Source organism: Pragia fontium DSM 5563 = ATCC 49100, assembly GCF_900112475.1.
In the GTDB taxonomy this organism is placed as follows: domain Bacteria; phylum Pseudomonadota; class Gammaproteobacteria; order Enterobacterales; family Enterobacteriaceae; genus Pragia; species Pragia fontium.
The window spans coordinates 85,954-112,354 of sequence record NZ_FOLW01000006.1 but is presented as its reverse complement, the minus strand read 5'-3'; the positions used below and the strand labels follow the sequence as shown (position 1 = coordinate 112,354).

At 45.9% G+C, this 26,401-nt stretch carries 23 protein-coding genes, 2 pseudogenes and 2 other annotated features; of the genes and pseudogenes, 16 read left to right on the top strand and 9 right to left on the bottom strand.

Annotation, left to right across the window (positions count from 1 at the left end):
- Positions 1-44 precede the first annotated feature (44 nt).
- Positions 45-620, top strand: coding sequence for a type 1 glutamine amidotransferase family protein (locus tag BMZ28_RS10465; RefSeq protein WP_074822983.1), 576 nt, complete (start codon positions 45-47; stop codon positions 618-620).
- A gap of 233 nt (positions 621-853) precedes the next feature.
- Here the strand turns inward: BMZ28_RS10465 and trpA are convergent, their stop codons facing one another.
- The 6 genes and pseudogenes from trpA to BMZ28_RS10435 form a co-directional block, all read right to left on the bottom strand.
- Entirely contained in the window at positions 854-1,663 is an 810-nt protein-coding gene (trpA, locus tag BMZ28_RS10460; protein ID WP_074822980.1) for a tryptophan synthase subunit alpha, read from the bottom strand.
- The gene (gene trpB, locus BMZ28_RS10455; protein WP_074822977.1) at positions 1,663-2,853 is read right to left on the bottom strand and encodes a tryptophan synthase subunit beta; all 1,191 of its coding nucleotides are present in this window, start codon (positions 2,851-2,853) and stop codon (positions 1,663-1,665) included. Before trpB ends, trpA begins: the two co-directional genes overlap by 1 nt.
- 32 nt (positions 2,854-2,885) lie before the next feature.
- A complete protein-coding gene (gene trpCF, locus BMZ28_RS10450) occupies positions 2,886-4,247 on the bottom strand; it encodes a bifunctional indole-3-glycerol-phosphate synthase TrpC/phosphoribosylanthranilate isomerase TrpF (protein ID WP_074822973.1) in 1,362 nt (453 codons plus the stop codon).
- Positions 4,248-4,250: 3 nt separating this feature from the next.
- A pseudogene (trpD, locus tag BMZ28_RS10445) lies at positions 4,251-5,255 on the bottom strand (anthranilate phosphoribosyltransferase); the annotation flags it as partial.
- A 65-nt stretch (positions 5,256-5,320) separates the two neighbouring features.
- Positions 5,321-5,423 (bottom strand) — a sequence feature (Trp leader region).
- 161 nt (positions 5,424-5,584) lie between these two features.
- Positions 5,585-6,154, bottom strand: a pseudogene (locus BMZ28_RS10440) (glutamine amidotransferase-related protein); the annotation flags it as partial.
- Positions 6,154-7,716: an anthranilate synthase component 1 gene (locus BMZ28_RS10435; RefSeq protein WP_074822968.1), complete on the bottom strand. Its 1,563-nt coding sequence runs from the start codon at positions 7,714-7,716 to the stop codon at positions 6,154-6,156. The gene BMZ28_RS10435 and the pseudogene BMZ28_RS10440, both read right to left, overlap by 1 nt.
- A 55-nt stretch (positions 7,717-7,771) precedes the next feature.
- Positions 7,772-7,874 (bottom strand) — a sequence feature (Trp leader region).
- Between the two features lie 247 nt (positions 7,875-8,121).
- On the opposite strand from BMZ28_RS10435, the gene dbpA reads away from it, so the two are divergent.
- Together dbpA and BMZ28_RS10425 are read left to right on the top strand one after the other, a co-directional pair.
- Entirely contained in the window at positions 8,122-9,507 is a 1,386-nt protein-coding gene (gene dbpA, locus BMZ28_RS10430; RefSeq protein ID WP_074822964.1) for an ATP-dependent RNA helicase DbpA, read from the top strand.
- A 43-nt stretch (positions 9,508-9,550) separates the two neighbouring features.
- Positions 9,551-9,841 carry a putative quinol monooxygenase gene (locus BMZ28_RS10425; protein ID WP_047780941.1) on the top strand — a complete coding sequence of 97 codons (291 nt, stop codon included), beginning with the start codon at positions 9,551-9,553 and terminating at the stop codon, positions 9,839-9,841.
- A 69-nt stretch (positions 9,842-9,910) separates the two neighbouring features.
- Here BMZ28_RS10425 and rne read toward each other — a convergent pair whose 3' ends face one another.
- Positions 9,911-13,198 (bottom strand): ribonuclease E, encoded by a 3,288-nt coding sequence (gene rne, locus BMZ28_RS10420; protein WP_074822961.1) that lies wholly within the window; start codon positions 13,196-13,198, stop codon positions 9,911-9,913.
- Positions 13,199-13,802: 604 nt separating this feature from the next.
- On the opposite strand from rne, the gene rluC reads away from it, so the two are divergent.
- Positions 13,803-14,759 (top strand): 23S rRNA pseudouridine(955/2504/2580) synthase RluC, encoded by a 957-nt coding sequence (gene rluC / locus BMZ28_RS10415; protein WP_074823145.1) that lies wholly within the window; start codon positions 13,803-13,805, stop codon positions 14,757-14,759.
- 73 nt (positions 14,760-14,832) lie between these two features.
- On the opposite strand, the gene BMZ28_RS10410 is transcribed toward rluC, so the two are convergent.
- The gene (locus tag BMZ28_RS10410) at positions 14,833-15,420 is read right to left on the bottom strand and encodes a Maf family protein (RefSeq protein WP_074822958.1); all 588 of its coding nucleotides are present in this window, start codon (positions 15,418-15,420) and stop codon (positions 14,833-14,835) included.
- A gap of 32 nt (positions 15,421-15,452) precedes the next feature.
- Positions 15,453-16,223, bottom strand: a complete 771-nt coding sequence (locus BMZ28_RS10405; RefSeq protein ID WP_074822953.1) for a hypothetical protein — start codon at positions 16,221-16,223, stop codon at positions 15,453-15,455.
- Positions 16,224-16,467: 244 nt separating this feature from the next.
- Here BMZ28_RS10405 and yceD point away from each other — a divergent pair, with 244 nt between their 5' ends.
- The 12 genes from yceD (at position 16,468) to BMZ28_RS10345 (ending at position 26,174) form a co-directional block, all read left to right on the top strand.
- Positions 16,468-16,989 (top strand): 23S rRNA accumulation protein YceD, encoded by a 522-nt coding sequence (yceD, locus tag BMZ28_RS10400; protein WP_047780944.1) that lies wholly within the window; start codon positions 16,468-16,470, stop codon positions 16,987-16,989.
- 16 nt (positions 16,990-17,005) lie between these two features.
- Positions 17,006-17,176 (top strand): 50S ribosomal protein L32, encoded by a 171-nt coding sequence (rpmF, locus tag BMZ28_RS10395; protein ID WP_029095369.1) that lies wholly within the window; start codon positions 17,006-17,008, stop codon positions 17,174-17,176.
- A gap of 14 nt (positions 17,177-17,190) precedes the next feature.
- Positions 17,191-18,219 carry a phosphate acyltransferase PlsX gene (gene plsX / locus BMZ28_RS10390; RefSeq protein ID WP_074822950.1) on the top strand — a complete coding sequence of 343 codons (1,029 nt, stop codon included), beginning with the start codon at positions 17,191-17,193 and terminating at the stop codon, positions 18,217-18,219.
- A 6-nt stretch (positions 18,220-18,225) separates the two neighbouring features.
- Complete coding sequence (locus tag BMZ28_RS10385) at positions 18,226-19,179, top strand: beta-ketoacyl-ACP synthase III (RefSeq protein WP_047780946.1); 954 nt, start codon at positions 18,226-18,228, stop codon at positions 19,177-19,179.
- 21 nt (positions 19,180-19,200) lie between these two features.
- Positions 19,201-20,130, top strand: coding sequence for an ACP S-malonyltransferase (gene fabD, locus BMZ28_RS10380; protein WP_047780947.1), 930 nt, complete (start codon positions 19,201-19,203; stop codon positions 20,128-20,130).
- Positions 20,131-20,163: 33 nt separating this feature from the next.
- A complete protein-coding gene (gene fabG, locus BMZ28_RS10375; protein WP_047780948.1) occupies positions 20,164-20,898 on the top strand; it encodes a 3-oxoacyl-ACP reductase FabG in 735 nt (244 codons plus the stop codon).
- A 152-nt stretch (positions 20,899-21,050) separates the two neighbouring features.
- Positions 21,051-21,284 carry an acyl carrier protein gene (gene acpP, locus BMZ28_RS10370; protein WP_047780949.1) on the top strand — a complete coding sequence of 78 codons (234 nt, stop codon included), beginning with the start codon at positions 21,051-21,053 and terminating at the stop codon, positions 21,282-21,284.
- Positions 21,285-21,365: 81 nt separating this feature from the next.
- The gene (gene fabF / locus BMZ28_RS10365) at positions 21,366-22,607 is read left to right on the top strand and encodes a beta-ketoacyl-ACP synthase II (RefSeq protein ID WP_074822947.1); all 1,242 of its coding nucleotides are present in this window, start codon (positions 21,366-21,368) and stop codon (positions 22,605-22,607) included.
- Positions 22,608-22,734: 127 nt separating this feature from the next.
- Entirely contained in the window at positions 22,735-23,754 is a 1,020-nt protein-coding gene (mltG, locus tag BMZ28_RS10360; RefSeq protein ID WP_047782610.1) for an endolytic transglycosylase MltG, read from the top strand.
- Between the two features lie 2 nt (positions 23,755-23,756).
- Positions 23,757-24,395, top strand: a complete 639-nt coding sequence (gene tmk, locus BMZ28_RS10355; RefSeq protein ID WP_047780951.1) for a dTMP kinase — start codon at positions 23,757-23,759, stop codon at positions 24,393-24,395.
- A complete protein-coding gene (gene holB, locus BMZ28_RS10350; protein ID WP_074822943.1) occupies positions 24,392-25,369 on the top strand; it encodes a DNA polymerase III subunit delta' in 978 nt (325 codons plus the stop codon). Before tmk ends, holB begins: the two co-directional genes overlap by 4 nt.
- 28 nt (positions 25,370-25,397) lie before the next feature.
- On the top strand, positions 25,398-26,174 hold the full coding sequence (locus tag BMZ28_RS10345; protein WP_047780953.1) for a metal-dependent hydrolase: 777 nt from the start codon (positions 25,398-25,400) through the stop codon (positions 26,172-26,174).
- Positions 26,175-26,401 lie beyond the last annotated feature (227 nt).

Sequence of the window (26,401 nt, the reverse complement as noted above, 5' to 3'; positions counted from 1 at the left end):
GCAGGAATGAGAATTCCGCAAACCAATACCATCAAGGACACACAATGAAACGCGTTATTACTATTCTTACTGAGAATTTTTCTGATTGGGAAATTGCCTTAACCAATTCCGTCGGCCGTGGTTATTACGGTTTTGAGACGCGTTTTGCTACGCCTGGCGGTGTGCCGGTTACCTCTTCCAGCGGGATGCTGGTTACTCCACATTTAGCGATTGAAGACATTGCCCTCGATAGTTTTGATTTGCTAATTGTCTGTGGCGGGACTATTTGGCAAACCAATAAGGCGCCAGATATCAGCGAACTGCTTCTTGCCGCCCATAAGAAAAATATTGTGGTTGCCGGCATTTGCGATGGTACCCGAGTATTGGCACAAGCAGGATTGCTTGATCATCTTCGTCATACCTCCAATTCAGCAGAAAACTTATCTCAACTCAATTATGCCGGGGCGGCCTATTACCAAAATGTCCCTTATGCCGTTGCCGATCGTCATGTTGTCACGGCACCCGGTACCGCTCCAGTCAGCTTTATGGTGGAAGTTTTTGGCGCGTTGGGCATTGAGAGGGATGAAAATTTTAATTATTACCTGTCGATGTATGCTGCCGAACATAATAAAACAGCGTAGATAGCGTTAATGCCGATCAGTTAAACGTTTTTATTCCATCTACCTGGGTTGATGCTTCCGGCATTCACATTTGCAATGTAGAAAAAACACAGAAATAACATAGGTAATTTTTTAACATATTGCGTAAACCCCATGAAGAGTAACTGAGTGCAACACCTATTTATCAACGGACTAGAATAAAAAATCGGAGAATAGTTACCCATTCTCCGATCGTTTTATTGAAATGAGAAAGATTAATTACCGCGCGTGGCCGCTTTCATATTGTGCACAAATTCAGCCAGCGTTTCCAATAGTACTTTTGGCTGTTGCTGATGCTGCTCAATAATTTTTACGATTGCCGAGCCAGAAATAGCTCCAGCAGCACCGCTATCCAGCGCAGCTTTAACCTGTGCCGGTTCTGAAATGCCGAACCCTTGAATAGATGGCGCCGCATTATATTCCTTCAGTTTACTCACCAGATGTTCTAGTGGCTGATGGGCTTTATTCTCCGCACCGGTTACGCCTGCGCGCGAGAGTAGGTAGGTATATCCGCGGCCGTGAGAAGCGATCTGACGCAGTAAATCATCATCGGCATTCGGTGGGCAAATAAAGATAGGTAAAATGCTGTGACGTTGAGCGGATAGACGGAATGGTGTTGATTCCTCCATCGGCGCATCAGCTACCAGTACCGAATCAACTCCAACATCGGCACAGCGCTGATAGAAATCGTCAATTCCACGGGTAAATACCAGATTGGCATACATCAGTAAACCAATAGGAATCTCTGGATATTTCGCCCGAATTTTCGCCAGCAGGTCAAAGCAAAGTGACGGTGTCACTCCAGCGTCAAAGGCGCGTAGGGTCGCGCTTTGGATGGTTGGACCATCTGCCAGTGGGTCGGAGAAAGGGATACCCAGCTCCAGAGCATCGGCACCGGCGGCAACTAAGGTATCGATAATTTGTAGTGAAAGCTCAGGGTTAGGATCGCCTAAGGTAACAAAGGGAATGAATGCACCTTCATTTTTAGTCGCCAGACGATTAAAAAGCTGTTGATAACGATTCATTAGATTTCTCCCCGCGCTTGCAAAATATCATGGACGGTAAAAATGTCTTTATCTCCACGTCCTGATAGGTTAACCACCAAAATCTGTTCTTTTTCAGGTTCGGCAGCAATCATTTTTAAGGCATAGGCCAGGGCGTGAGAAGACTCCAGTGCAGGAATAATACCTTCGCGGCGAGAGAGCAGTTTAAAGGCTTCTAAGGCTTCGTCATCAGTAATGGAAACGTATTCCGCACGGCCAATACTGTCCAGATAAGCATGCTGTGGCCCAACGGATGGGAAGTCCAGACCAGCGGAGATAGAGTAAGACTCTTCAATCTGACCTTCATTGGTTTGCATCATTGGGGATTTCATACCGAAATAGATGCCCACACGACCGTGTTTCAACGTAGCACCGTGCTGACCAGTTTCGATACCGAGTCCTGCCGGTTCAACACCAATCAATCTCACGCTGCTTTCATCAATGAAATCAGCAAACATACCGATAGCGTTAGAGCCACCGCCAATACAGGCTAAAACCGCATCTGGCTGGCAATCTTCACGCTCTTTCATCTGTGCTTTGGTTTCTTCACCAATCATGCGTTGGAACTCGCGAACCATCGTAGGGTATGGATGTGGGCCAGCGGCGGTACCGAGTAGGTAGTGTGCTTTTTCATAGCTACCAGACCAGTCGCGTAATGCTTCATTACAGGCATCTTTCAGGGTTGCTGAACCACTGTGAACTGGAATCACTTCGGCACCCATCAGGCGCATTCTGAAGACGTTAGGTGACTGACGCTGTACGTCTTTAGCCCCCATATAGATACGACATTTCAAGTCCAGCAATGCACAAGCCAGTGCGGTGGCCACGCCGTGCTGACCGGCACCGGTCTCGGCAATAATTTCGGTTTTACCCATGCGTTTGGCCAGCAAAGCCTGACCTAATACCTGATTGGTCTTATGTGCGCCGCCATGCAATAAATCTTCACGCTTGAGGTAAAGTTTAGTTTTGGTGCCTGCGGTTAAATTACGACACAGGGTGAGGGGCGTTGGCCGACCGGCATAGTTGGTTAATAATTCTTGAAACTCACTGTGAAAGGCCGGATCGCGTTGTGCGCTGACAAAGGCTTCTTCCAATTGCTGTAAAGCCGGCATAAGAATTTGTGGTACATACATCCCACCAAATTCGCCGAAATAGGGGTTAAGTAATGTCATTTGATATCCCTTGTCTTCTACTTTTATCGTTATTAATACTGACGTAGTATGCTGAATACTGCGTTAATTTTCGCTATATCTTTATGGCCCGGCTGACTTTCCAAACCGGAGTTGAAATCCAAGCCACAACAACCCAGCTCAACTGCATCAGTGACGTTGGTCGGGTTTAAACCACCGGCCAAAACAATATTGTGCAGTTGCTGGTCTTTAAGCAGTTGCCAATCAAATGCCTGCCCCGTTCCACCTGCGCCGTTATCCAGCAGATAGTGGTCAATATCGGGATTGTTTAATTCTGGCAGTGTGTCGGTTACGCTTTGTGCTTTCCAGATCTGGCAGTGTTGCGGAAGGCGGGCACGTAAATCAGCAATATATTGAGCATCTTCATTACCATGCAACTGAATCACCGAAAGGTTCAGTCGTTCAGTCGCCAGAGTGATGGCTTCCAGTTGTGCATTGCTGAAAACGCCTACCCATTTTAGCGGTGCTGCCGCGACGACTTTTTCCGCTTGAACTAAGTCGATATAGCGTGGTGATTTACCGACAAAGATTAAACCGCCATAAACTGCACCCGCATTGTAAGCGGCGGTGGCATCTTCCTCACGGGTCAGACCACATACTTTATTCGCACCAAAAATAATACGACGAATAGCCAAGTCTAGTTCAGGTTCTGACATCAGCGCGCTACCGATCAGGAACCCATTGGCATATTGGCTCAGTTCGCGAATTTGCTGATAATTATGGATACCTGACTCACTGATCACAATTGTTGATGCCGATAGCCGTGGCGCCATGGTGCGCGTGCGGTTAAGGTCAATGGACAGGTCGCGTAAATCCCGATTATTAATACCGACAACTCGGGCTTGTAAATCAATGGCGCGCTGTAGTTCCTCTTCATTGCTGACCTCGGTCAGCACGCCCATATTGAGGGAGTGGGCAACGGCAGCCAGAGCGGTGTATTGTTCATCATCCAGTACTGAAAGCATCAATAGGATGGCATCAGCCTGATAGAAGCGTGCCAGATAGATCTGATAAGCATCAATAATAAAGTCTTTACATAAGACTGGCTGATGGACTTGATTGCTAACCATCGTCAGGTAATCAAAACTACCTTGAAAATATTTTTCATCGGTCAGTACTGAAATGACGGAAGCAAAGTTGCGGTAACTTTCAGCGATGGCTCGCGGATCAAAGTTCTGACGAATCAGTCCCTTTGATGGCGATGCCTTTTTGCATTCCAGGATAAATACCGCGTTATCGCTGGTTAAGGCCTGATAGAAGTTCCGTTCACTGGCAACAACCTTATGACGAAAACTCTCAAGAGGCTGTTGTTGACGTCGCTCAGCTAACCAAAGTTGTTTGTCACGTACAATGCGTGTTAAAACCGTTTCCTGCATCATTTATCCTCTCGCTGCCAGGGCTTGAACGCGTTCAAAAGCAGCGCCACTATTAATTATATCCATTGCCCGTTGTGTGTTAATACGCAGATCGTCCTGTCCGAAAAGTCTCATTAATACTGCCACATTGGCCGCAACCGCAGAAGCGTGAGCTAATTCGCCTTTACCTTGTAGTAAGCGGGACAAAATGTCACGGTTTTCTTCAGGTGTTCCACCTTCCAGGTCGGATAGGGTGAACTGATTAAGGCCAAAATCCCGATGGGTTAATTCATAGCATTCAATCTCGCCATTGCGTAATTCTGCGACTTGAGTGGGTGCATGAATTGCGACTTCATCCATACCCCCACCGTGTACCACTGCGGCCTGCTGATAGCCTAATACTTTTAACGTTTCGGCAATCGGGCGAACCAACTCAGGGCTGTAAACACCAATCAGTGCCTTTTGTGGACGAGCCGGATTGATTAGCGGCCCCAGAACATTAAATAACGTCCGGGTTTTTAACTGTTGACGTACCGGTATCGCGTGGCGAAAACCGGTGTGATATTGAGGTGCAAACAGAAAACAAACGCCTAAATCGTCCAGCGCCTGACGAGAAGCCTCAGCGGGTAAATCCAGTTTAATCCCCAAAGCAGCCAGTAAATCAGACGATCCTGAACGGCTGGAAACGCTGCGGTTACCGTGTTTGGCAATTTTGATACCGCATGCGGCGGCGACAAAGGCACTGGCGGTTGAAATATTAATGCTGTTGGTACCGTCTCCACCGGTGCCGACGATGTCGGCAAAATCATATTCCGGGCGAGGGAATGGTTGAGCATCGGCTAAGAAGGCTGTCGCGGCACCGGCAATTTCATCTGGTGTTTCACCACGAATTTTCATGCTGATTAAAGCCGCAGCCAACTGAGAAGACTCTAGCTCCCCACGCGCAATACCACGGAAAAGAGCCTGACTTTCCTGCTGAGTTAAAGATTCGGCTCGGAATAATTTGTTGAGGATAGGTTGCATATTGTTTTGTGTTTGCATGTTATTTCCGCCGATGTCATTCATTATTTTTCTTTTATGGAAAGTCGTATTCAATAAAAAAGCCCGCATATTGCGGGCTTCTGGCTAATTGCTTTATCTGATGACAAATTGCTGCAAGTAGGCCGCCCGCTAAAGGAGAGGTCGCCACCAACGATTTAAAACGATTTGAACTGTCATCATGATTTTGCCTGTATTAAATGATTTACTGAACTTGTGTACTAGTAAACTAGTTTGATGGGTTATTGTCAACTAATTTAGCCATAAAAAAATAAAAATATTGCTCATCGTGCTTAGCAAGACTTTTCGACTTACGACAGCGCCCACTCAAGAGTTTGATCCAGCAAGCGGGCTCCTTGAGTGGTTAAGATTGACTCTGGGTGAAATTGAAAACCACAAACTTTATCCTCGTCGTTTCGTACTGCCATTACCATCTGGTTAACATGCGCATTAACCGTTAACCCCGTAGGAATATGGCTGCCAACCAAAGAATGATAGCGGGCCACGGGCAATGGTGAAGGTAGGCCAGTAAACATTGCTAAACCATCATGGGTAATGAGAGAGGATTTGCCATGCAGTATTTCACCAGCTTGGCTGACGATACCACCATAAGCCTCAACAATGGCTTGGTGGCCAAGACAAATTCCGATGATGGGTAATTTTCCCCGCAGCTGCTGCAACAATTGCGGCATACATCCGGCTTCTGATGGTTTCCCCGGACCGGGAGACAGCATCAGGATCGGTTTATTCATCTGACCAAGACGCTCAATAATCAGTTCAGCGGGCACCACATTACGATAAATAGTGACCTTATGACCGCCGGATCGCAGTTGATCCACCAAGTTATAGGTAAAGGAATCAATATTATCGAGTAATAAAATATCAGCCATCAGAAAATCTCCTTAGCCTGATGAGCTGTGGCAATCGCTCTCAATACGGCTCGGGCTTTGCTGCGGGTTTCATCCGCCTCAGCCTGTGGGTTAGAGTCAAGCACAACGCCTGCGCCAGCCTGAATGGTTGCGATGCCATCTTCAACATAGGCAGAACGAATAACGATACAGGTATCAAGATCGCCATGGGCAGTAATATAGCCAACTGCGCCACCATAGCTGCCGCGGCGTACCCCTTCATATTGGGCAATAAGCTGCATGGCTCTAACTTTTGGTGCACCACTGAGCGTACCCATATTCATACAGGCTTGATAGGCGTGTAAGGCATCAAGATCGTTTCTGAGCGTGCCGACCACCCTTGAAACCAGATGCATGACAAAAGAGTAGCGATCAACTTTGGTCAAATCGGCTACATATCGACTACCGGCCTCACAAATTCTGGCTAAATCATTACGGGCTAAGTCAACGAGCATGATGTGTTCAGCCAGTTCTTTATGATCGGTACGCATATCTAGCTCGAAGCGGCTGTCTAAATCTTTATCCAGAGACCCATCGGCACGTCGGCCACGAGGACGCGTACCCGCAATCGGATAAATTTCTATCTGACGGTTCTCGGAAGAATACTTAAGGGCGCTCTCAGGAGATGCACCAAATAGTGAGAAGTCTTCATCCTGCATAAAGAACATATAAGGACTTGGATTACTCTCTTTTAATGTCTGATAAGCGGCCAGTGGAGAAGGGCAAGGTAGCATAAAGCGGCGAGAAGGGACGACCTGAAAAATATCACCGTGACGAATAGATTGTTGTAACTGACGAACGATATCGCCATATTCCTCATCGCTGCGGTCGCAAGTTAACGTCATATCAGCAATGGTTGGTGCGGCGATCGTTGAGGCTGGGTGACTTAGCTGTTCTTTTAATTGAGCTAAACGTATTTCCAGTCGTTTCTGTTCATTCGCATCCTGATTAAACAGGCTAGCTTGCAAACGGGATACACCGTTCTGATGATCGAGAATCAATAACGTTTCGGCTAAATAAAAGCAGAAGTCTGGACAGCGCCGATCGCTGTGTAATGCGGGTAAATTCTCAAATTCTGCAACCAAATCGTAAGCAAATAGCCCACCTAAGAGCATCGCTTCGCGCTGATCTTGCGGGACATTGACCAGCACCAACAGTTGACGTAATGCATCAAATACCGAAACCGATTTTAAACGTGCATCCTCATCCAGAAGGTCGTTATTGGTGGGATAAACTAGTTCTCGCCTGTGATGACTTATGTGATTTTCCACACCTGCTGGCAACTGGTTATCGAGTAATATCAGTAGGGCGTTACCATTGTCGGTTAAAGCACGTAATGTTACACGGTTGCCTTCCGCGGTAATGCGTAACGCGCTGTCAATCACTAACAGACTCTTTAAATTTTGTTTACTGTCGACTTCGGCTGACTCAAGTAGCAATGTTGCTGGGCGGTTATTGCATAACTGGGTAAAGATTGCCGTAGGATCGCTCCGATAAGGCGTTTCTGCGGTGAGTAATTGCAAGGTCGGTTTATGTGTTTGCATGGTTATACGCCGATTTAAATGTTTCTGTTGAGCATGTGCATATCATTTTTAGGCAATAAAAAAGCCCACATTTTGCGGGCTCTGGCTATGTTGCTTTATCTGATGACAAATTGACGCAAGCAGGCCACCCGCTAAGGGATGAATCGCCACCAATCAATCATTGTTACTGTGCATGTCATCATGATAATTACCTGATTATTGTGCTTGATAATTTGTACTAGTAAACTAGTTTTATGGATTGGTGTCAACTGTTTTTAGTCACCTTTGGTTATTTGTCATAATCAAACGAACGGCAGGAAAATAAGCGCAGAGGAATTGGCATCAATAGCAAGGAAAGTCTGTTAATATTTACCCTTCGTCTGGTATTTAATCCAGCCTATTTATTTTGTGTAAAAAGAGCTTATCGTGAGTACAACATTATCTTTTTCCGATCTATCACTGCCCGAAGAACAAGTTACTAATTTAAATGAATTAGGGTATGCGCAAATGACGCCCATTCAGGCGGCCTCGTTACCCGCTATTCTACAGGGGAAGGATGTTGTCGCTCAGGCGAAAACCGGCAGTGGTAAAACGGCCGCCTTTGGTATTGGCTTGCTTAACGCTATTCAGGTAGGGGAGTTTCGTACTCAAGCTCTGGTACTTTGTCCTACCCGAGAGTTGGCGGATCAGGTCAGTAAAGAGTTAAGGCGTTTGGCCAGATATCTTGCCAATATTAAAGTGCTGACTTTATGTGGTGGTCAACCGATGGGTCAGCAGATCGATTCATTAGCTCATCCGGCCCATATCATTGTAGGAACGCCAGGGCGGATTCAGGACCATTTGCGCAAGGGAAACTTAACGCTGAATGACTTGAAGGTGCTGGTCTTGGATGAAGCGGATAGAATGCTGGATATGGGTTTTTCTGATGAAGTGAATAATATCATCAGTCAGACGCCAACACAGCGTCAAACGTTGCTTTTCTCTGCCACGTATCCCGTGGATATCGAAAAGATGAGCGCCAATGTTCAGCGTTCTCCGCAACGTATTATTATCGAGTCGGCGGACGATCGCATTCACATTGAGCAGCAGTTTTTTGAGGTTAGTTCATCGCAGCGTATCAGCTTGCTACAAAAAATATTGTCACACTATCAGCCGCAATCTTGCGTCATCTTCTCTAATACGAAAAGAGACTGTCAGGAAATCGCTGACGCGTTAAGCACCTCTGGCAATAGCGTATTAGCGCTACATGGTGATTTGGAACAGCGGGACCGGGAAAGGGTTTTAGTGCAGTTCGCTAATTTAAGCTGCCGAGTACTGGTCGCAACGGATGTGGCGGCTCGTGGCCTGGATATCAAAGAATTACCGTTAGTAATAAATTTCGAGCTGCCTTACGATCCAGAAGTCTATGTTCATCGTATCGGTCGAACTGGCCGAGCGGGTGCAGAAGGAATGGCTTTTAGTTTCTGTACGGTAAATGAGTTACAACGGGCTCACGCGATTGAAGATTATTTATCTGAGTCGTTGGAGTGGAGAGATTCGGCAACACTAAACCATGCGGATATTCAGCCGGTGGTTGCGGATATGATGACCTTAAATATTGACGGTGGGCGTAAAGCGAAAATGCGTCCGGGGGATATTTTAGGGGCATTAACCGGCGATGCGGGATTAACAGCGGCAGAAGTCGGTAAGATTGCCATATTTGATACTCAAGCTTATGTTGCTATCCGACGTAAAAGTGCTAAAAATGCATTGGAACGTTTACGTAATGGAAAAATTAAAGGTAAAAACTACCGGGTATGGTTAATTAAGTAATTTGATTTTTAGGCATTCAATAAACATATGTTAAGGAATTTAAATGAGTGAAATAACCATTGTTGCTACATTGACGATTAAGAGTGATTTTCAGGCACCGTTAATGGAACAGTTAAAGAAACTGGTTGATAGCAGCCGTGCTGAAGAAGGGTGCCTTCAGTATGATTTACACCAGGATAAAGAGAATCCTTTAGTGTATGTATTTATTGAACGTTGGGCCTCACAACCTATTCTCGATGCACATAACCAGTCTGAGCACTTTACTTCATTTGCTCAGTTCACCAAGGGTAAAATTGAATCGCTGAATATTAACCTGATGAGCAAAGTCTACTAATTTCTCTTCGGTTTCTGGCAATAAAAAACCCGCATTATGCGGGTTTTTTGTTTTCATTGATTAATGAGATTAATCATCAATCGGGGCAGGTCTTGCCGCTGGCGCAGCCGCGTGATTAGTGGCTGCATGGCCGCCAGCAGAACCTTTACCCGCGAATGCTTCAGTAGGTAAAGTAGCAGGGGTTTCAACAACGGCTACCGTTTCAGATACCACAGTTACTGGTTGTTCTGCCAATACTTCAGCTTCAGGCATGACAGGTCTGGAGACTGGAGAACTGGCAACCTGAACGGGGTTAATGGTATTCACTTCAGCATCCGCGACCGGTGATTTAACGTCTTCAACGATTGGGGTTGGCTGTTGTACAACGGCTTCAACCACAGGCTCTGCGTGATATGAAGGTGATGCAGCCGGCGCCGAAGACGTACCTGCATGAATAGAAGGCGTAGCAACGACTGATGTTGTTGGTTCCGTGATCGTGTTGACAACCTGTGGTTCAGGGTTGCTGACGGTAACACTTTCTTCAACAACAGCGGATTCTTGTGGTGCTTCAACCACTGGAGAAACCACTTCATCAGATTGAGTTTCAACATGAGCGACTGCTGCCGGTGTTTCAACTATTGTTGAAGCTTCATTAACTACCACTTCAACTTTTTCTGCTGCATTGACGACAGAGGATTCCACTGTTTCAGCGACGACGCTGGTAACAACGATTTCCGGCTGTGTAATACGCTTCTCGGCGTTATTTGCTGCTTCCAAGGCTTCAATAGGTTCGAACGCTTTCGGTTGTTCAACGGCTAACGCTGCGTAATTGATAAACACTTTACCCGATGCCAGTTCAGGTGATGCCGCTGCTGTAGCTAATGGCATCGGTGAAACGGTTGGATAACGTTCGTCACGATAACGACGACGACGTTGGCCGCTAACGCGAAGGTGACGCGGCGAACGGCGAGAACGGCGCGGCATACCATTAGCATCATTGGTATTATTGCCGTTATTATAACCATTCTTATCGCTGTCAGACTCGGTAGTGAGTCCTGCTTCTTCAGGTTTGTTCACTGCAGCAGGTTGCGGTAGCAATTTAACCTCTTCAACCATTGCAATCATGGTTTCAGGTTTAACTGCGTCGCTATTGCTTTCTGTTTGCTCAGTTTGTGCCGCAACACGAACTTTCTGGTTTACTTGGCGGCGTTGACGACGTTGAGCTGGAACCGATGCAGGCTTCTCTTCTTCAACTACAACTACGTTCTCAACAATGCTGGCTTCTACCTGCTCATTTTGTTGAGTTTGCGTTTGCTGTTGACGTTTATCTTCGTTACGACGACGCTGGCGTTCTGCTCGAGTTTCACGACGGTTCTCATCGCGAGGGGCGGTGGCTGTCGCATTCTGAGCGGTATCGGTCGTTGCTTGTTGAGGCTGACGATTGTTACGACGTGAATCTTGGTTGTTATCACGATTCTGACGGTCGTTATTACGATCGCTATTACGGTCGTTGTTACGTTCACCGTTACGGTCATTGCGGTCGTTATTACGATCGCGACGATTATTGTTGCGACGGTTGTTGTTACGACGATCTTGCTGGTTATAGCTAGATTTTTCCGACGCAGCCTTTTCAGGTTGGGCTGGAGCTGTTTCGGCCGGTGCTAAGATACTTTTCAGACCGCTAACCAAACGAGAGAACAGGCCAGGCGCAGCAGGTGCGGTTACCGCAGGTGCTGTGGTGACCACTTTTTTCTCTTCAACCGGAGCTGACTCTGTCGGCAGTGAGAAACTGGCCAGTGCAGGTTGCTCTGGGATTTTGCGCTCGTGTACGGTTTCTTCTTCCGACTCGGTTTCCGCTTCATGCAATTGTGGCAACATGTAGCTTAATACATGGCTTTCTTCGCCTGGTTTCTTACGGATAACTTCGTAATGTGGTGTATCCATACGTTCATTAGGCACAACCACCACGCGAACTTTACCACCGGAACGACGTTCAATGGCATTCACTGATTCACGCTTTTCGTTCAACAGATAAGACGCAACTTGAACCGGAACGATAGCATCAACTTCTTTGGTGTTATCTTTTAACGCTTCTTCTTCGATTAAACGCAGAATCGAGAGCGCCAGAGATTCGTTATCGCGAACGGTACCGGTACCGCTACAGCGAGGGCACACATGATGGCTCGACTCTCCCAAAGATGGGCTTAGACGCTGGCGTGACATTTCCAGTAGGCCAAAACGTGAAATACGGCCGATTTGAATGCGCGCACGATCCTGACGAACCGCATCACGTAAACGGTTTTCAACTTCGCGCTGATGGCGAATTGGCGTCATATCGATAAAGTCGATGACGATTAAACCACCCAAGTCACGAAGACGTAATTGGCGAGCAATCTCATCTGCGGCTTCCAGGTTGGTATTAAAGGCAGTTTCTTCAATATCGCCACCGCGTGTAGAACGGGCGGAGTTAATATCAATGGCCGTTAAGGCTTCAGTGGTATCGATAACGATAGAGCCACCGGAAGGCAAACGAACTTCACGTTGGAAGGCAGATTCGATTTGCGATTCGATTTGATAGTGGCTAAACAGCGGGATTTCACCGGTGTAAGACTTGATTTTGCTGCTGAAGTCAGGACGACCAAGAGCGGCGATATGTTCTTTGGCCAGGTCGAGAACTTTAATATTATCGATCAGGATTTCGCCGATATCCGGGCGTAAATAGTCACGGAAGGCGCGAACGATAACGTTACTTTCTTGATGGATCAGGAATGGAGCAGGGCGACTCTCTGCGGCTTTCTTGATTGCTTCCCAGTGTTTTAAACGGAAAGAAAGATCCCACTGTAATGCTTCAGCGGATTTACCAACGCCAGCAGTACGGACGATAAGGCCCATACCGTTAGGAATTTCTAGTGAATCTAATGCTTCTTTCAGTTCCTGACGATCGTCACCTTCAATACGACGGGAAATACCACCGGCGCGAGGGTTGTTGGGCATCAGAACTAAATAACTGCCGGCCAGACTAATAAAGGTTGTTAGTGCTGCGCCTTTATTTCCACGCTCTTCTTTATCAACTTGAACAATAACTTCCTGACCGACGTGCAGAACATCTTTAATGTTCGGACGACCAGAGCTTGAATTGGAGGAGAAATATTCGCGGGAAATTTCTTTAAATGGGAGGAAACCGTGTCGTTCAGCGCCGTAATCAACAAATGCTGCTTCCAGACTTTGTTCAACACGGGTAATTTTACCTTTATAAATATTGGCTTTCTTTTGCTCGTGCCCTGGACTTTCAATATCTAAATCGTACAGACGTTGCCCGTCAACTAAGGCTACACGCAACTCTTCCTGCTGAGTTGCGTTAATCAACATTCTTTTCATCAAAAAATACTCATTCTTTTATATTGTCAATTGAGTCTACGCATAGGGGAACTAATGGACAGAGTTAACCGACGGCCCCGAGTCTTATCGCAAAATCGTCAACCTCACGGTTGTCGCCTGCACAGGGGCGCATATCTCGGTAAGCCTGCATTTCTTTGTGAAAGCAGCGCTTTTTATCCAGGAAAACCGTTTCTAAATTTAGCTGTAGAAATCGGACCCTTTTACCATCCAAGCCACTACCCGTAGCTCGCTAATTGCCTGATACTCATTGTGTCTTACGCCATTGCTGCACTATCTGAGCGATCTGCAAATCTTATTTTTTGCCTGTTACCTCACGTTAGGGGGGATGCAAGGCAGAAAATCAGCCACATTATCAACTGCCAACAGCATTATGGCAAGGTGACTTTTACTCTTCTGCATAATAATGTAAAAAGCGTGTTAAAATCATGTCGCACACAAGCCCATATACTGGAACTGTGGCGAAAATTTGCTACACGTATCTCACTTATTTTATTGCTCAAATAGTGTTATTTATAAGTGTAGTCATTAAAACAATTTAATAAGGACATATTTAGCAAAAATTGATCGTGCTAGAATGACCGCCATGAAAACAAGTCATCCAACCGTACAAATAGTGACCATCACTGCCGATACCGCCGGACAGCGTATTGATAACTTTTTGAGAAGCATGCTAAAAGGTGTGCCAAAAAGTATGATTTACCGGGTTCTGCGTAAAGGTGAAGTGCGCGTCAATAAAAAACGTATCAAGCCTGAATATAAACTGGAAGATGGCGATATTATTCGCATTCCGCCAGTTAGAGTTGCTGAACGTGAAGAATCGCCTGTTTCAGCCAAATTAGATAAAGTCGCTGTACTGGAAAGCTGCATCCTGTATGAAGACGATCATATTTTGGTGCTGAATAAACCATCCGGTACTGCGGTGCACGGCGGCAGCGGTTTAAGCTTTGGTGTGATTGAAGGATTACGAGCATTAAGACCAGATGCCAAATTTCTGGAGCTGGTTCATCGCTTGGATCGGGAAACCTCTGGGGTTTTACTGGTCGCGAAAAAACGTTCTGCGCTGAGATCGTTACATGAACAGCTACGTTTAAAAACCATGCAGAAAGATTATCTGGCACTGGTTCGTGGTCAGTGGCAGTCCCATTGTAAGGTCGTTCAGGCGCCGCTGTTGAAAAACGTTTTACAGAGCGGTGAACGTATCGTCAGAGTTAATGTGGAAGGTAAACCTTCTGAAACCCGTTTTAAAGTAGAAGAGCGTTTTGAACATGCCTCGCTGGTCAAAGCCAGCCCTGTTACTGGGCGCACCCATCAAATTCGGGTTCATACGCTGCATGCCGGGCATCCCATTGCCTTCGATGATCGCTATGGAGATAGGGAGTTTGACGGTCAGCTAGCGGATACTGGGCTGAACCGGCTATTTTTGCATGCCTCATCACTGCGATTTGAACATCCTGCTACGGGTGAAACTCAGCGAGTGGAAGCGCCGCTAGATAAAGTATTGAACCGTTGTCTGACGGTTTTACGTGCTAAAAAGCAATAATTGAAAAACTTAACCACCCTTAATTTCCTTGAAATCACTCTCGGGGATTAAGGGCTTTTTACTGCTGTACGTTTTATCCTACCGTTAATGGATTGATTCCATGCTGGATCAACATCTGATTTAAGGCAATTAACGGTAATCCTATTAAAGTATTGGGATCGCGGCCCTCTAAACGCTCGAAGAGTGTGATACCCAGACCTTCCGACTTAAAGCTTCCTGCACAGTACCAAGGCTGTTCTTTATCGACATAAGCGGCTATTTCAACGGATGTCAGCTGGCGAAAATGAACCTTGAACAGTTCGCAAATCGTATCTATTTGTCCGTTATTACCATTATATAAGCACAGGCCAGTATAGAAGGTAATACAGTGGCCGCTGGCTTCCGTTAGTTGGGCTATGGCATTTTCTCGGTTAAGCGGTTTTCCGGTAATTTTATGGTTAAGCACACACACTTGATCGGAACCAATCACCAGACTTTGTGGGTTTTTCGCTGCAACGGCTTTGGCTTTCTCGCTAGCCAGTCGCATGACCAGTTCCTGTGCTGATTCTTGTTGAAGTGGGGTTTCATCAATTTCAGGCGCCATACAACTAAACGGTAATCCCAGCTTTTCTAATAAAGCCTGACGATAAGGTGAGGTAGAGGCAAGGATTAAGGCTGGCATATAGGGCTCCTGAATATTGATAACTTAACCGATTATTTACCAAAGAACCGGGAAAAAAATCCCTTTTTCTTTGGTTCAGTCGCAGCCGCTTCTGCCGCTTCAAACTGACTAATATACTGATTAATTTGCTCCATGGCTGCTTCGGCATACAACACCAAGCCATCAGGATCACAGTTAAGTAAATTTGAATAACATGAGCTCTCATTTAAATCTGTCGGGTTCGGCGTAATAACTTCCGTTGCCTCTAGTAACCCTAGTTTATGCTGCTGACAGTAGTTGAGCGCTTTTAGAAAAACCTGAATTCTTTGCTCGGAAAAAAAGTTGTCGAGTATCTGTTTGTTGGTCGGGTCGTTGTAATCATTTAAGAGTTCGATGACCTGTTCATAGGGAATAAAGACCCCAGAACAATAGTTTTCAGTAATATTGTTAGAGAGGGGATTGGTGATTTCAAATGGAACGACTTTTTGCCATGGCTTAGTGTATTTAATAAACTCTGGGTGGTCTTCTATCAGGAAAGAGAAGGCGGAACCTCGGGTATAGAAGTAAGTCCTGAAAAAACCTTGAACAACGGCAACATACAGGCCGTGCGTTCTGTTAAAAGGATCTGTTGGGTCGGTTTTTGCGCCGACATTGAGTGTATCAAGGTATTTATTAATATAAAAATCTTCAATGTTATGCGCTTCAGCCAACGTTTTAGCGGTTGATGGGCAATCTTGACCCTGTTTTATTTCCTCTATCTGATCGAAGTACCATTCATTAATTTCTTGTTCACTAATAGGGTGGTAGCTAACATCAAATCCCATAATCTGATTCCTTTCTTAATATTATTAATAAATCGTAGTACGGTTAATCACTGAAGCTAACATAAGCGAATCTGGTTTTACATGCATTGGCTATTATTTGATTGAATTTTTATGAAAAACGTAGCGAAATAGCAAAGCCTATTTTAAACTATGGGCATTCTTAAAGGCTGAGATCGTCAAAAGCACGTAAATTACGCGCTTTTCCTTTGACTATCAGCGATGACAACGTTAATATGCGCGCCCTATGCAAAAGGTAAAATTACCCTTAACCATTGATCCGCTTCGTACGGCTCAGAAAAGTCTGGATTACTCAGGTATCTATTCAGGCGCTCAGGCCCTGCGTTTAGCCGAGTCAGTGGTGAGTGTGGATAGTGATATTGACGCTGAATTATCATTTAAAATTGATAATCAGCGGTTGGTGGTGATTACAGGGCAGGCTAAGGTTCCAGTAACCTTGATGTGTCAGCGTTGTAATAACAACTTTCCTTACACTATTCACGCAACGTATTGTTTCAGCCCGATCAAAAATGATGAGCAGGCAGAAGCATTACCGGCAGGCTATGAGCCGATTGAAGTCGATGAGTTTGGCGAAATCAATCTGTTGGCTCTGATTGAAGATGAACTTATTCTTTCATTGCCTATAGCGCCGGTTCATGAATATGAACACTGTGAAGTGTCCGAAGCGGACATGATTTTTGGTGAGTTACCGCCTGAGGCGGAAAAGCCAAATCCATTTGCCGTATTAGCCAGTTTAAAGCAAAAGTAACCGAGGAGTAAGGTCGATGGCCGTACAACAGAACAAAAGTACCCGTTCAAGACGTGGCATGCGTCGTTCACATGATGCATTGACTACCGCTGCAGTATCCGTGGATAAAGTCTCAGGTGAAACTCACCTGCGTCACCACATCACCGCTGACGGTTACTACCGTGGCCGCAAGGTAATCGCTAAGTAATTAGCGGTGATACCTTGGCTCGTCTAACCATTGCGTTAGATGCTATGGGCGGGGACTTCGGTCCCTGCGTCACAGTGCCTGCAGCTTTGCAGGCATTGGCTTCTAATCCTGCGCTTAATATTCAGTTGGTCGGCAACCCAGCCGCGATTCAGCCTCTTCTCAATTCAAATTCACCTGACATCCTCGAACGTATTAACATTGTTCCTGCGGAATTTATGGTCGCCAATGATGCCAAGCCATCACAAGCAATCAGAAATAGTCGCGGTACATCTATGCGTATTGCTCTTGATTTAGTGAAGAGTGGTGAGGCTCAGGCCTGTGTTAGCGCTGGTAATACCGGTGTATTGATGGGCTTGGCGAAACTGATGCTGAAACCGCTGGAGGGGATTGAACGTCCGGCCTTGGTGTCAGCATTACCCAATCAGAAAGGGGGGGAAACCCTGTTACTGGATTTGGGCGCCAATGTTGAATGCGACAGTGATATGTTGGTTCAGTTTGCCGTTATGGGGGCAGTGATGGCAGAAGAGATTCTGCAGATCCCTAATCCCCGTGTTGCGCTGCTGAATATTGGAGAAGAAGAGAGTAAAGGCCTCGATAATATTCAAGCTGCGGCGGCTATACTCCGCAATGTGCAACAGATAAACTATATTGGTTATCTTGAAGGTAATGATCTTCTTACTGGCGAAACGGATGTGTTAGTATGCGACGGTTTTGTCGGTAATGTTACGTTAAAAACACTGGAAGGTGTTGTAAGAGTATTTCTTTCATTATTATCATCAGGGAAGAAAAAGCGTTTGTGGTGGATGAAGATCATCAGCTACTGGCTGAAAAAGAGTCTGTCAAAACGTTTCGGGCATTTAAATCCCGATCGATATAATGGAGCCTGTCTGTTAGGATTACGTAGTTCCGTGATTAAAAGTCATGGGGCAGCAAACCAACAGGCTTTCACCGTAGCCATTGAGCAGGCCGTGCAGGCTGTGGAACGCGAAGTTCCTACACAAATAGCTGCTCGTCTTCAGGCCGTATTACCTAAGAGTGAATGATCGTCCATGTATACAAAAATTCTAGGTACGGGTAGTTATCTGCCCGTACAAGTGCGTACCAATGCCGATCTAGAGCAGATGGTAGAAACCACTGATGAGTGGATTGTGTCCCGTACCGGGATCCGCCAGCGTCATATCGCAGCAGCGGATGAAACTGTGGCTTCAATGGGATGCCATGCGGCCGACAGAGCCATTGAAATGGCTGGAATTGATAAAGATGAAATTGGGTTGATTATTGTTGCAACCACGTCATCAAGTAACGCGTTTCCTAGTGCTGCCTGTGAAGTCCAAAAATATTTAGGCATTAAAGATGCCGCCGCTTTTGATATTGCAGCGGCCTGTGCCGGATTTGCTTACGCCCTCAGCATAGCCGATCAATATGTCAAAACCGGTTTTGTAAAAAAAGCATTGATTATCGGTTCTGATGCATTAAGTCGTACCCTCGATCCACAAGATCGCGGTACCATTATTTTGTTTGGTGATGGTGCTGGCGCTGTGGTGGTTGGAGCTTCCGAAGAGCAAGGCATTATTTCAACCCATCTCCATGCAGATGGCCGTTATGGTGAACTCCTCACGTTACCTAATCATGATCGGGTGGATCCAAGTAAACCTGACTATCTAACGATGAAAGGTAATGATGTTTTTAAGGTTGCCGTCACCGAGTTAGCTCATATTGTTGATGAAACATTGGCTGCTAACAATATTGATAAATCAGAACTCGATTGGTTGGTTCCTCATCAGGCTAACTTACGTATTATTTCTGCCACGGCTAAAAAGCTGGGTATGGATCTGGATAAGGTGGTTATTACGCTCGATCGCCACGGTAATACCTCGGCTGCCTCTGTTCCTTCAGCCTTGGATGAAGCCGTCAGAGACGGGCGTATTCAGCGCGGCCAACTTATTTTGCTTGAAGCTTTTGGTGGTGGATTCACCTGGGGCTCGGCATTAATCCGCTTCTAATCGCATCTGGAAAAAATATTTATGAGTCAATTTGCAATCGTATTTCCGGGACAGGGTTCTCAAACTGTCGGTATGTTATCCGGATTAGCTGCAGAATTTCCTGTAGTACAAGAAACGTTCGCCGAAGCTTCTGAGGCGTTGGGTTATGACCTTTGGAATCTGGTTCAGCAAGGACCGGATACCGAATTAAATAAAACGTGGCAAACTCAACCGGCTTTATTAGCCGCCTCTGTCGCTATTTGGCGCGTATGGCAACAGCAGGATGGTAAGGTACCAGCAGTGTTAGCCGGACATAGTCTCGGTGAGTATTCGGCATTGGTTTGTGCTGGAGTACTGGATTTTAAAGACGCTATTCGTCTGGTAGAGCTTCGCGGTAAGCTGATGCAGGACGCGGTTCCGGAAGGTACTGGTGCAATGTATGCCATTATTGGTCTGGACAATGATTCTATTGCTAAGGCCTGTGAAGAAGCCGCTCAAGGGCAGGTTGTTTCTCCGGTTAATTTTAATTCGCCAGGCCAAGTTGTTATTGCGGGCAATAAAGAGGCCGTTGAGCGTGCTGGAGCAGCCTGTAAAGCGGCGGGCGCCAAGCGTGCATTACCGTTGCCTGTTAGCGTACCGTCCCACTGTGCGTTAATGAAGCCAGCGGCAGAAAAATTAGCGGAAGCGCTGAAATCGGTTACCTTTAATACACCACAGATTAGCGTGATTAATAACGTTGATGTCAAAGCTGAAACCGATGGCGATGCGATTCGCAACGCACTCGTTCGTCAGTTATACAGTCCGGTACGTTGGACTGAAACAGTTGAACATATTGCCGCGGCCAATGCCTCTTATTTGTTAGAGATAGGGCCGGGTAAAGTGTTAACTGGATTAACTAAACGCATTGTTGATTCTTTATCCGCTGCGGCGGTAAACGATCCTGCTAGCTTGCAAAGTGCACTTGAACTGTAAGTTAGAGCTGAATTTATCCTAAAGGGGAAATGCATGAAGTTAGAAGGAAAAATTGCTCTGGTCACTGGCGCAAGCCGGGGAATAGGCCGAGCGATCGCGGAAAAACTAGTTTCTGAAGGGGCTCGTGTTATTGGCACGGCAACAACAGAGAATGGGGCGAAAGCGATTAGCGAATATTTGGGTACGCATGGCAAAGGAATGGCACTAAATGTGACAGATTCCGCATCTATTGAAGCTGTGCTTGAGACTATTCGTGCAGAGTTTGGCGAAATTGATATTTTGATCAATAATGCAGGTATTACCCGTGATAATCTGCTTATGCGTATGAAGGATGATGAGTGGCAAGATATTCTTGACACCAATCTGACATCCGTTTTCAGGTTATCTAAGGCAGTTATGCGTGCCATGATGAAAAAACGTTGTGGTCGGATAATTACTATTGGCTCAGTTGTTGGTACAATGGGTAATGCAGGGCAGACTAACTACGCCGCAGCTAAGGCTGGCCTTATTGGCTTTAGTAAATCGTTGGCGCGTGAAGTTGCCTCAAGAGGTATTACTGTTAATGTGATTGCACCAGGTTTCATTGAAACTGATATGACGCGCGCATTGACAGATGAACAACGGTCAGGCATTTTGTCACAAGTCCCAGCTAACCGCTTGGGCGAAGCAAAAGAGATAGCCAGCGCTGCTGCATTTTTAGCCTCTGATGAAGCTGGATATATTACGGGTGAAACCTTACATGTGAATGGTGGCATGTATATGCTTTAAGAATCGCTGAAATTTTAAGCTATTTGCGTTAAATTTAGCAAAATAACTTAAAATTGTGGTTCGACCAGCCTATATTTGGTTGCATCTTTTTCAACATTGAATAAACTACGAAAACCATCGCGTTAGCGAGTTTTGATAGGAAATTTAAGAGTATGAGCACTATCGAAGAACGTGTTAAGAAAATCATTATTGAACAACTGGGTGTTAAAGAAGAAGAAGTCAAAAACGCAGCTTCTTTCGTAGAAGACCTGGGTGCTGATTCTCTTGACACTGTTGAGCTGGTTATGGCTCTGGAAGAAGAGTTTGATACTGAGATTCCAGACGAAGAAGCAGAGAAGATTACTACAGTTCAAGCAGCGATTGATTATATCACTGCTCACGCGTAATCAGACATATCTAGGCGGTCATTCGACCGCCTAAGTTTTCTCATTTCCATATACAAATCATTCCCCTCTGGAGGATTCAACGTGTCTAAGCGTCGAGTTGTAGTGACTGGAATGGGCATGTTATCCCCTGTCGGCAATAATGTAGAGACTACGTGGAAAGCTCTTCTTGCTGGGCAGAGTGGTATCAGCCTAATAGACCATTTCGATACTAGCGCCTACGCAACGCGTTTTGCTGGTTTAGTTAAAGGTTTTGACTGTGAAGAGTACATTTCTCGCAAAGATGCCAGAAAAATGGACTCATTTATTCAATACGGTATTGCTGCTGGTATACAGGCAATGAAAGATTCCGGTATTGAAGTCACAGCAGAAAATGCACCGCGTTTTGGTGCCGCTATCGGTTCAGGAATCGGTGGCTTGGGTTTAATTGAAGAGAACCACAGCGCCTTAATGGCCGGTGGCCCTCGTAAAGTAAGCCCATTCTTTGTACCTTCAACCATTGTTAATATGATCGCGGGCCACTTATCCATTATTTATGGATTAAGAGGGCCAAGCATTTCTATTGCAACGGCCTGTACTTCAGGCGTGCATAATATCGGTCATGCTGCGAGAATTATTGCTCACAATGACGCTGATATCATGTTAGCGGGTGGGGCAGAGAAAGCCAGTACGCCTTTGGGCGTTGGTGGCTTCGGTGCTGCACGTGCACTTTCAACCCGTAATGATAATCCTCAGGCAGCAAGTCGCCCGTGGGACAAAGACCGTGATGGTTTTGTTCTGGGAGATGGTGCCGGCATCATGGTGTTGGAAGAATACGAACACGCTAAAAAACGTGGCGCAAAAATTTATGCTGAAATCGTTGGTTTCGGTATGAGCAGCGATGCTTACCATATGACATCTCCTCCGGAAGATGGTGCTGGCGCTGCGCTGGCCATGGAAAATGCGTTACGTGATGCCAATGTGGATCCTTCACAGGTTAGCTACGTTAATGCCCACGGGACTTCAACTCACGCAGGTGATAAAGCTGAAACCCAGGCAGTGAAGAGTATCTTTAAAGAGGATGCTCAACGTGTGATGGTGAGCTCTACTAAATCAATGACAGGCCATTTACTTGGTGCTGCCGGCGCAGTAGAGTCAATTTTTTCAATCCTTGCGCTACGGGATCAGGCGATTCCACCAACCATCAATCTGGATAACCCAGATGAAGGCTGTGATTTGGACTTCGTTCCGCATGAAGCTCGTCAGGTTAAAGGAATGGAATACACATTATGTAACTCATTTGGTTTTGGCGGAACTAACGGTTCAGTCCTGTTCCGTAAAGTGTAAGTTCAAAACGAATACGTTCGATAATGCGTAAATAAACGGCCTGGTATATTCACCGGGCCGTTTTGCTTATAAAATCAGGATAAATTTAATACGCTTCTGATATGCGCTAACGAGAATGACCAAGGCAATGAAGAAAAAAATTATAGGGATCTTTGCAATTTTGATTCTGGCTGGAGCGGCTGGAGTATTTGCCGGATATCAATGGCTGGAGAAGTATGCAGAGACGCCACTCAATATTACTGAAGAGACATACTTTACTCTGCCTGCCGGCACTGGACGAGTGGGATTAGCGCAGTTGCTGGTTGATAAGAAACTGGTAACGGATATTAAGCCTTTTCCATGGTTGCTGCGGGTGAAGCCTGAATTAGGCGGTTTTAAAGCAGGGACCTACCAAATTAAGTCCGGTATGAGCGTCAAAGATTTGCTTTTGCTGCTGCGTTCAGGACGCGAGGCTCAGTTTTCTATTCGTTTTATTGAAGGTACACGAATGAAAGACTGGCTGCCGCTGCTGGAACAGGCTAATTACTTGGAACATAGTTTAAAAGGGCTTAACGAGCGGCAAATTGCCGAGCGTCTGGATATCAACGATCCGCAACACCCGGAAGGTTGGCTGTATCCGGATACCTATAATTATACTGCGGGTACCACCGATATTGCGTTGCTTAAACGGGCACACAATCGAATGAAGGTCGCTATAGATGAAATCTGGGCGGGGCGGGAAGAGAATCTGCCGTATAAAACACCTTACGAAATGATGATAATGGCCTCGATTATTGAAAAAGAAACAGCCCTTGATTCGGAGCGGGATAAGGTCGCCTCGGTGTTTATCAATCGTATGCGCATTGGGATGAAATTGCAGACCGATCCAACCGTGATTTATGGAATGGGCGAACTGTATAACGGAAATATCACCCGTAAAGATTTAACCACACCAACGGCATATAATACCTATGTCATTGACAGGTTACCCCCAACGCCGATCGCTATGCCGGGTATCGCATCATTGAAGGCCGCGGCGCATCCGGCGAAAACGCCATATTTATATTTTGTCGCAGATGGTAAAGGTGGGCATACGTTCACCACTAATTTACAGAGCCATAATCAGGCCGTTCGCACATATCTTCAGACTCTGAGGGCAGGAAAATAGACATGAGTAAAGGTAAATTTATTGTCATTGAAGGGCTTGAAGGCGCAGGCAAAACTACGGCGCGTGATACGATCGTAGCAGAATTAAACGCCAAAGGAATTACCGATATTGTCTTCACCCGAGAACCAGGGGGAACACCATTAGCGGAGAAATTACGTGAATTGGTAAAACAGGGAATCGGAGATGAAGTTCTGACCGATAAGGCTGAATTGTTGATGATGTACACATCGCGAGTTCAGTTGGTTGAGAATGTGATGAAACCTGCTTTAGCTCGCGGTGCCTGGGTTATCGGCGATCGTCATGACTTATCCTCTCAGGCTTATCAGGGCGGCGGCCGAGGAATCGATAATCAGTTAATGACCGCCTTGCGTGATACGGTACTGGGGGATTTTCACCCTGATTTAACGCTGTATCTTGATGTGTTACCAGAGAAAGGGTTAGAACGAGCCAGAGCCCGTGGTGAGCTTGATCGCATTGAAAAAGAGTCTTTGGCCTTTTTTGAGCGAACTCGTCAGCGTTATCTGGAATTAGCACAAAGCGATAATTCCATTATCACTATCGATGCCTCGCAATCCCTGGCAAAGGTCACTGCTGATATTCAGACAACCATGCGTCAATGGCTGCTGGAGAATGTGAAGTGATTTGGTATCCATGGTTGACACCGATCTATCGGCAATTGGTTAGCCAATATGCTTCCGATCGCAAACACCATGCGTTGCTATTGCAATCAATCCCCGGAAGTGGCGATCGACAGCTGATCCAGGCGCTCGGGCGCTGGTTAATGTGCCGTAATCCACAGGGTGAAAAAACTTGTGGGATATGCCATAGCTGTAATTTGATGAAAGCAGGAACCCATCCCGACTGGCACGTTATCGAGCCTGAAAAAGGTAAAAGTGCTATTGGTGTTGATCGGGTTCGTGAATTAACTGAGACGCTATATAACCACGCGCAGCAAAGTGGTTATAAGGTTGCTTGGTTTCCTGAATCGGAGCTCCTCAGTGAGGCTGCCGCCAATGCACTATTGAAAACGTTGGAAGAACCGCCAGCCGATACTTATTTCTTGTTGGGCTGTCATGAACCGGCGAAATTACCCGCAACGGTGCGTAGCCGTTGCTTGTTTTGGGTTATGGATTGTCCTGAGGAAACGTTCAGCATTGAATGGCTAAGACGCCAGAACGCTGGCCAACCGGACAGTTTGAAAACGGCATTACGCCTGAGTCACGGGGCACCGGTGGCGGCGCAGCAATTGTTAACCTCGGAAACTTGGAAAAACCGGGAAGGGGTTTGTCAGTCATTATCGTCGGCATTTTTCCAGCGTGATTTACTTTCATTCCTACCGGCATTAAATCATGATAATGCCGATGAACGGATTCACTGGGCCGTTTCTCTATTGCTCGATGTGGTGAAAGACCAACAAGGAGCGTTTGATTTTGTAGTCAATCAAGACTGCCAATCTGTCATTCGTAACCTAGCTGGACTGGGTTCACCTCAGCTGTTTAACCGTATTGCGCAGGATTGGCTGAAGTGTCGCCATGAATTACTTAGCGTTGCGGGCGTTAACCGCGAGTTACTGTTGACCAATATGCTAAATCAGGCCGATATTTTATTGGCGTGATCACTTTTTCTGTTATGAGCTTATTTTTATGTATTTAGTCGATTCACATTGTCATCTTGATGCTTTGGATTATACCGAGCAGCATACTGATTTAAACAGCGTGCTCACTGCTGCGAAACAGCGGGATGTCAAATCTTGTCTGGCGGTTTCAACCACGCTACCTGGGTTTCAAGCTTTAAAAAAGATGGTAGCCGGACATCAAAACATTTTTCTTTCCTGCGGCGTTCATCCTCTTAATCTGGATGAGGTTTACCAGCCGGAGACGCTATTGGCGTTGGCTGCTGATAGCCAAGTCGTTGCGTTAGGCGAAACCGGGCTGGATTATTATTATCAACAGGACAATATTCCCTTACAGCAGGAATGTTTTCGACAGCATATTCAGGTTGGCCGCCAATTAAATAAACCGGTCATTGTTCATACGCGTGATGCGCGAGCCGATACCTTGAGTATTCTGAAAGAAGAGAGAGCCGAAGAGTGCCGAGGTGTGCTGCATTGCTTTACTGAAGATATCGATACTGCTCAGCAACTGTTGGATATTGGCTTTTATATTTCATTTTCCGGTATCGTGACGTTTCGTAATGCCGAAGCGCTACGTGAAGTGGCTCGTTACGTTCCGTTAGATAGAATGTTAATTGAGACTGATTCACCTTATTTAGCGCCAGTTCCTCACCGCGGCAAAGAGAATCAGCCCGCCTATGTACGTGATGTGGCCGAGTATTTGGCGGTATTGAAGGGCGTTGAACTGGAAACATTGGCAGAAGTAACCACCAATAATTTCAGTCAGTTATTTAAAGTTACCCTGTAACTTATCTTCAATTAAGTGAGTCAAAGTAGGTTTGATTCACTTAATTTTGCCGCACATTTTATTAGCAATTCTATTTTTATGTTGTTAGTATGCGCGCGCCTTCGAAATATCACCGCGTTAAATTCCCTCCGTTTACGCTATTACATCTGCTCATTTGGGTAAGATGAATTTGCACTATTGTTTCAAAGAATAAGTTTCAGAGAATGGATTGTTTTTGCGCCTTACTG

Excerpts from the sequence above, each read along its gene's own strand:
- BMZ28_RS10465 (WP_074822983.1), top strand. The coding sequence starts at position 45 with ATGAAACGCGTTATTACTATTCTTACTGAGAATTTTTCTGATTGGGAA.
- trpA (WP_074822980.1), bottom strand. The coding sequence starts at position 1,663 with ATGAATCGTTATCAACAGCTTTTTAATCGTCTGGCGACTAAAAATGAA.
- trpB (WP_074822977.1), bottom strand. The coding sequence starts at position 2,853 with ATGACATTACTTAACCCCTATTTCGGCGAATTTGGTGGGATGTATGTA.
- trpCF (WP_074822973.1), bottom strand. The coding sequence starts at position 4,247 with ATGCAGGAAACGGTTTTAACACGCATTGTACGTGACAAACAACTTTGG.
- BMZ28_RS10435 (WP_074822968.1), bottom strand. The coding sequence starts at position 7,716 with ATGCAAACACATAAACCGACCTTGCAATTACTCACCGCAGAAACGCCT.
- BMZ28_RS10425 (WP_047780941.1), top strand. The coding sequence starts at position 9,551 with ATGAGTGAAATAACCATTGTTGCTACATTGACGATTAAGAGTGATTTT.
- rne (WP_074822961.1), bottom strand. The coding sequence starts at position 13,198 with ATGAAAAGAATGTTGATTAACGCAACTCAGCAGGAAGAGTTGCGTGTA.
- rluC (WP_074823145.1), top strand. The coding sequence starts at position 13,803 with ATGAAAACAAGTCATCCAACCGTACAAATAGTGACCATCACTGCCGAT.
- BMZ28_RS10410 (WP_074822958.1), bottom strand. The coding sequence starts at position 15,420 with ATGCCAGCCTTAATCCTTGCCTCTACCTCACCTTATCGTCAGGCTTTA.
- BMZ28_RS10405 (WP_074822953.1), bottom strand. The coding sequence starts at position 16,223 with ATGGGATTTGATGTTAGCTACCACCCTATTAGTGAACAAGAAATTAAT.
- yceD (WP_047780944.1), top strand. The coding sequence starts at position 16,468 with ATGCAAAAGGTAAAATTACCCTTAACCATTGATCCGCTTCGTACGGCT.
- rpmF (WP_029095369.1), top strand. The coding sequence starts at position 17,006 with ATGGCCGTACAACAGAACAAAAGTACCCGTTCAAGACGTGGCATGCGT.
- BMZ28_RS10385 (WP_047780946.1), top strand. The coding sequence starts at position 18,226 with ATGTATACAAAAATTCTAGGTACGGGTAGTTATCTGCCCGTACAAGTG.
- fabD (WP_047780947.1), top strand. The coding sequence starts at position 19,201 with ATGAGTCAATTTGCAATCGTATTTCCGGGACAGGGTTCTCAAACTGTC.
- fabG (WP_047780948.1), top strand. The coding sequence starts at position 20,164 with ATGAAGTTAGAAGGAAAAATTGCTCTGGTCACTGGCGCAAGCCGGGGA.
- acpP (WP_047780949.1), top strand. The coding sequence starts at position 21,051 with ATGAGCACTATCGAAGAACGTGTTAAGAAAATCATTATTGAACAACTG.
- mltG (WP_047782610.1), top strand. The coding sequence starts at position 22,735 with ATGAAGAAAAAAATTATAGGGATCTTTGCAATTTTGATTCTGGCTGGA.
- tmk (WP_047780951.1), top strand. The coding sequence starts at position 23,757 with ATGAGTAAAGGTAAATTTATTGTCATTGAAGGGCTTGAAGGCGCAGGC.
- BMZ28_RS10345 (WP_047780953.1), top strand. The coding sequence starts at position 25,398 with ATGTATTTAGTCGATTCACATTGTCATCTTGATGCTTTGGATTATACC.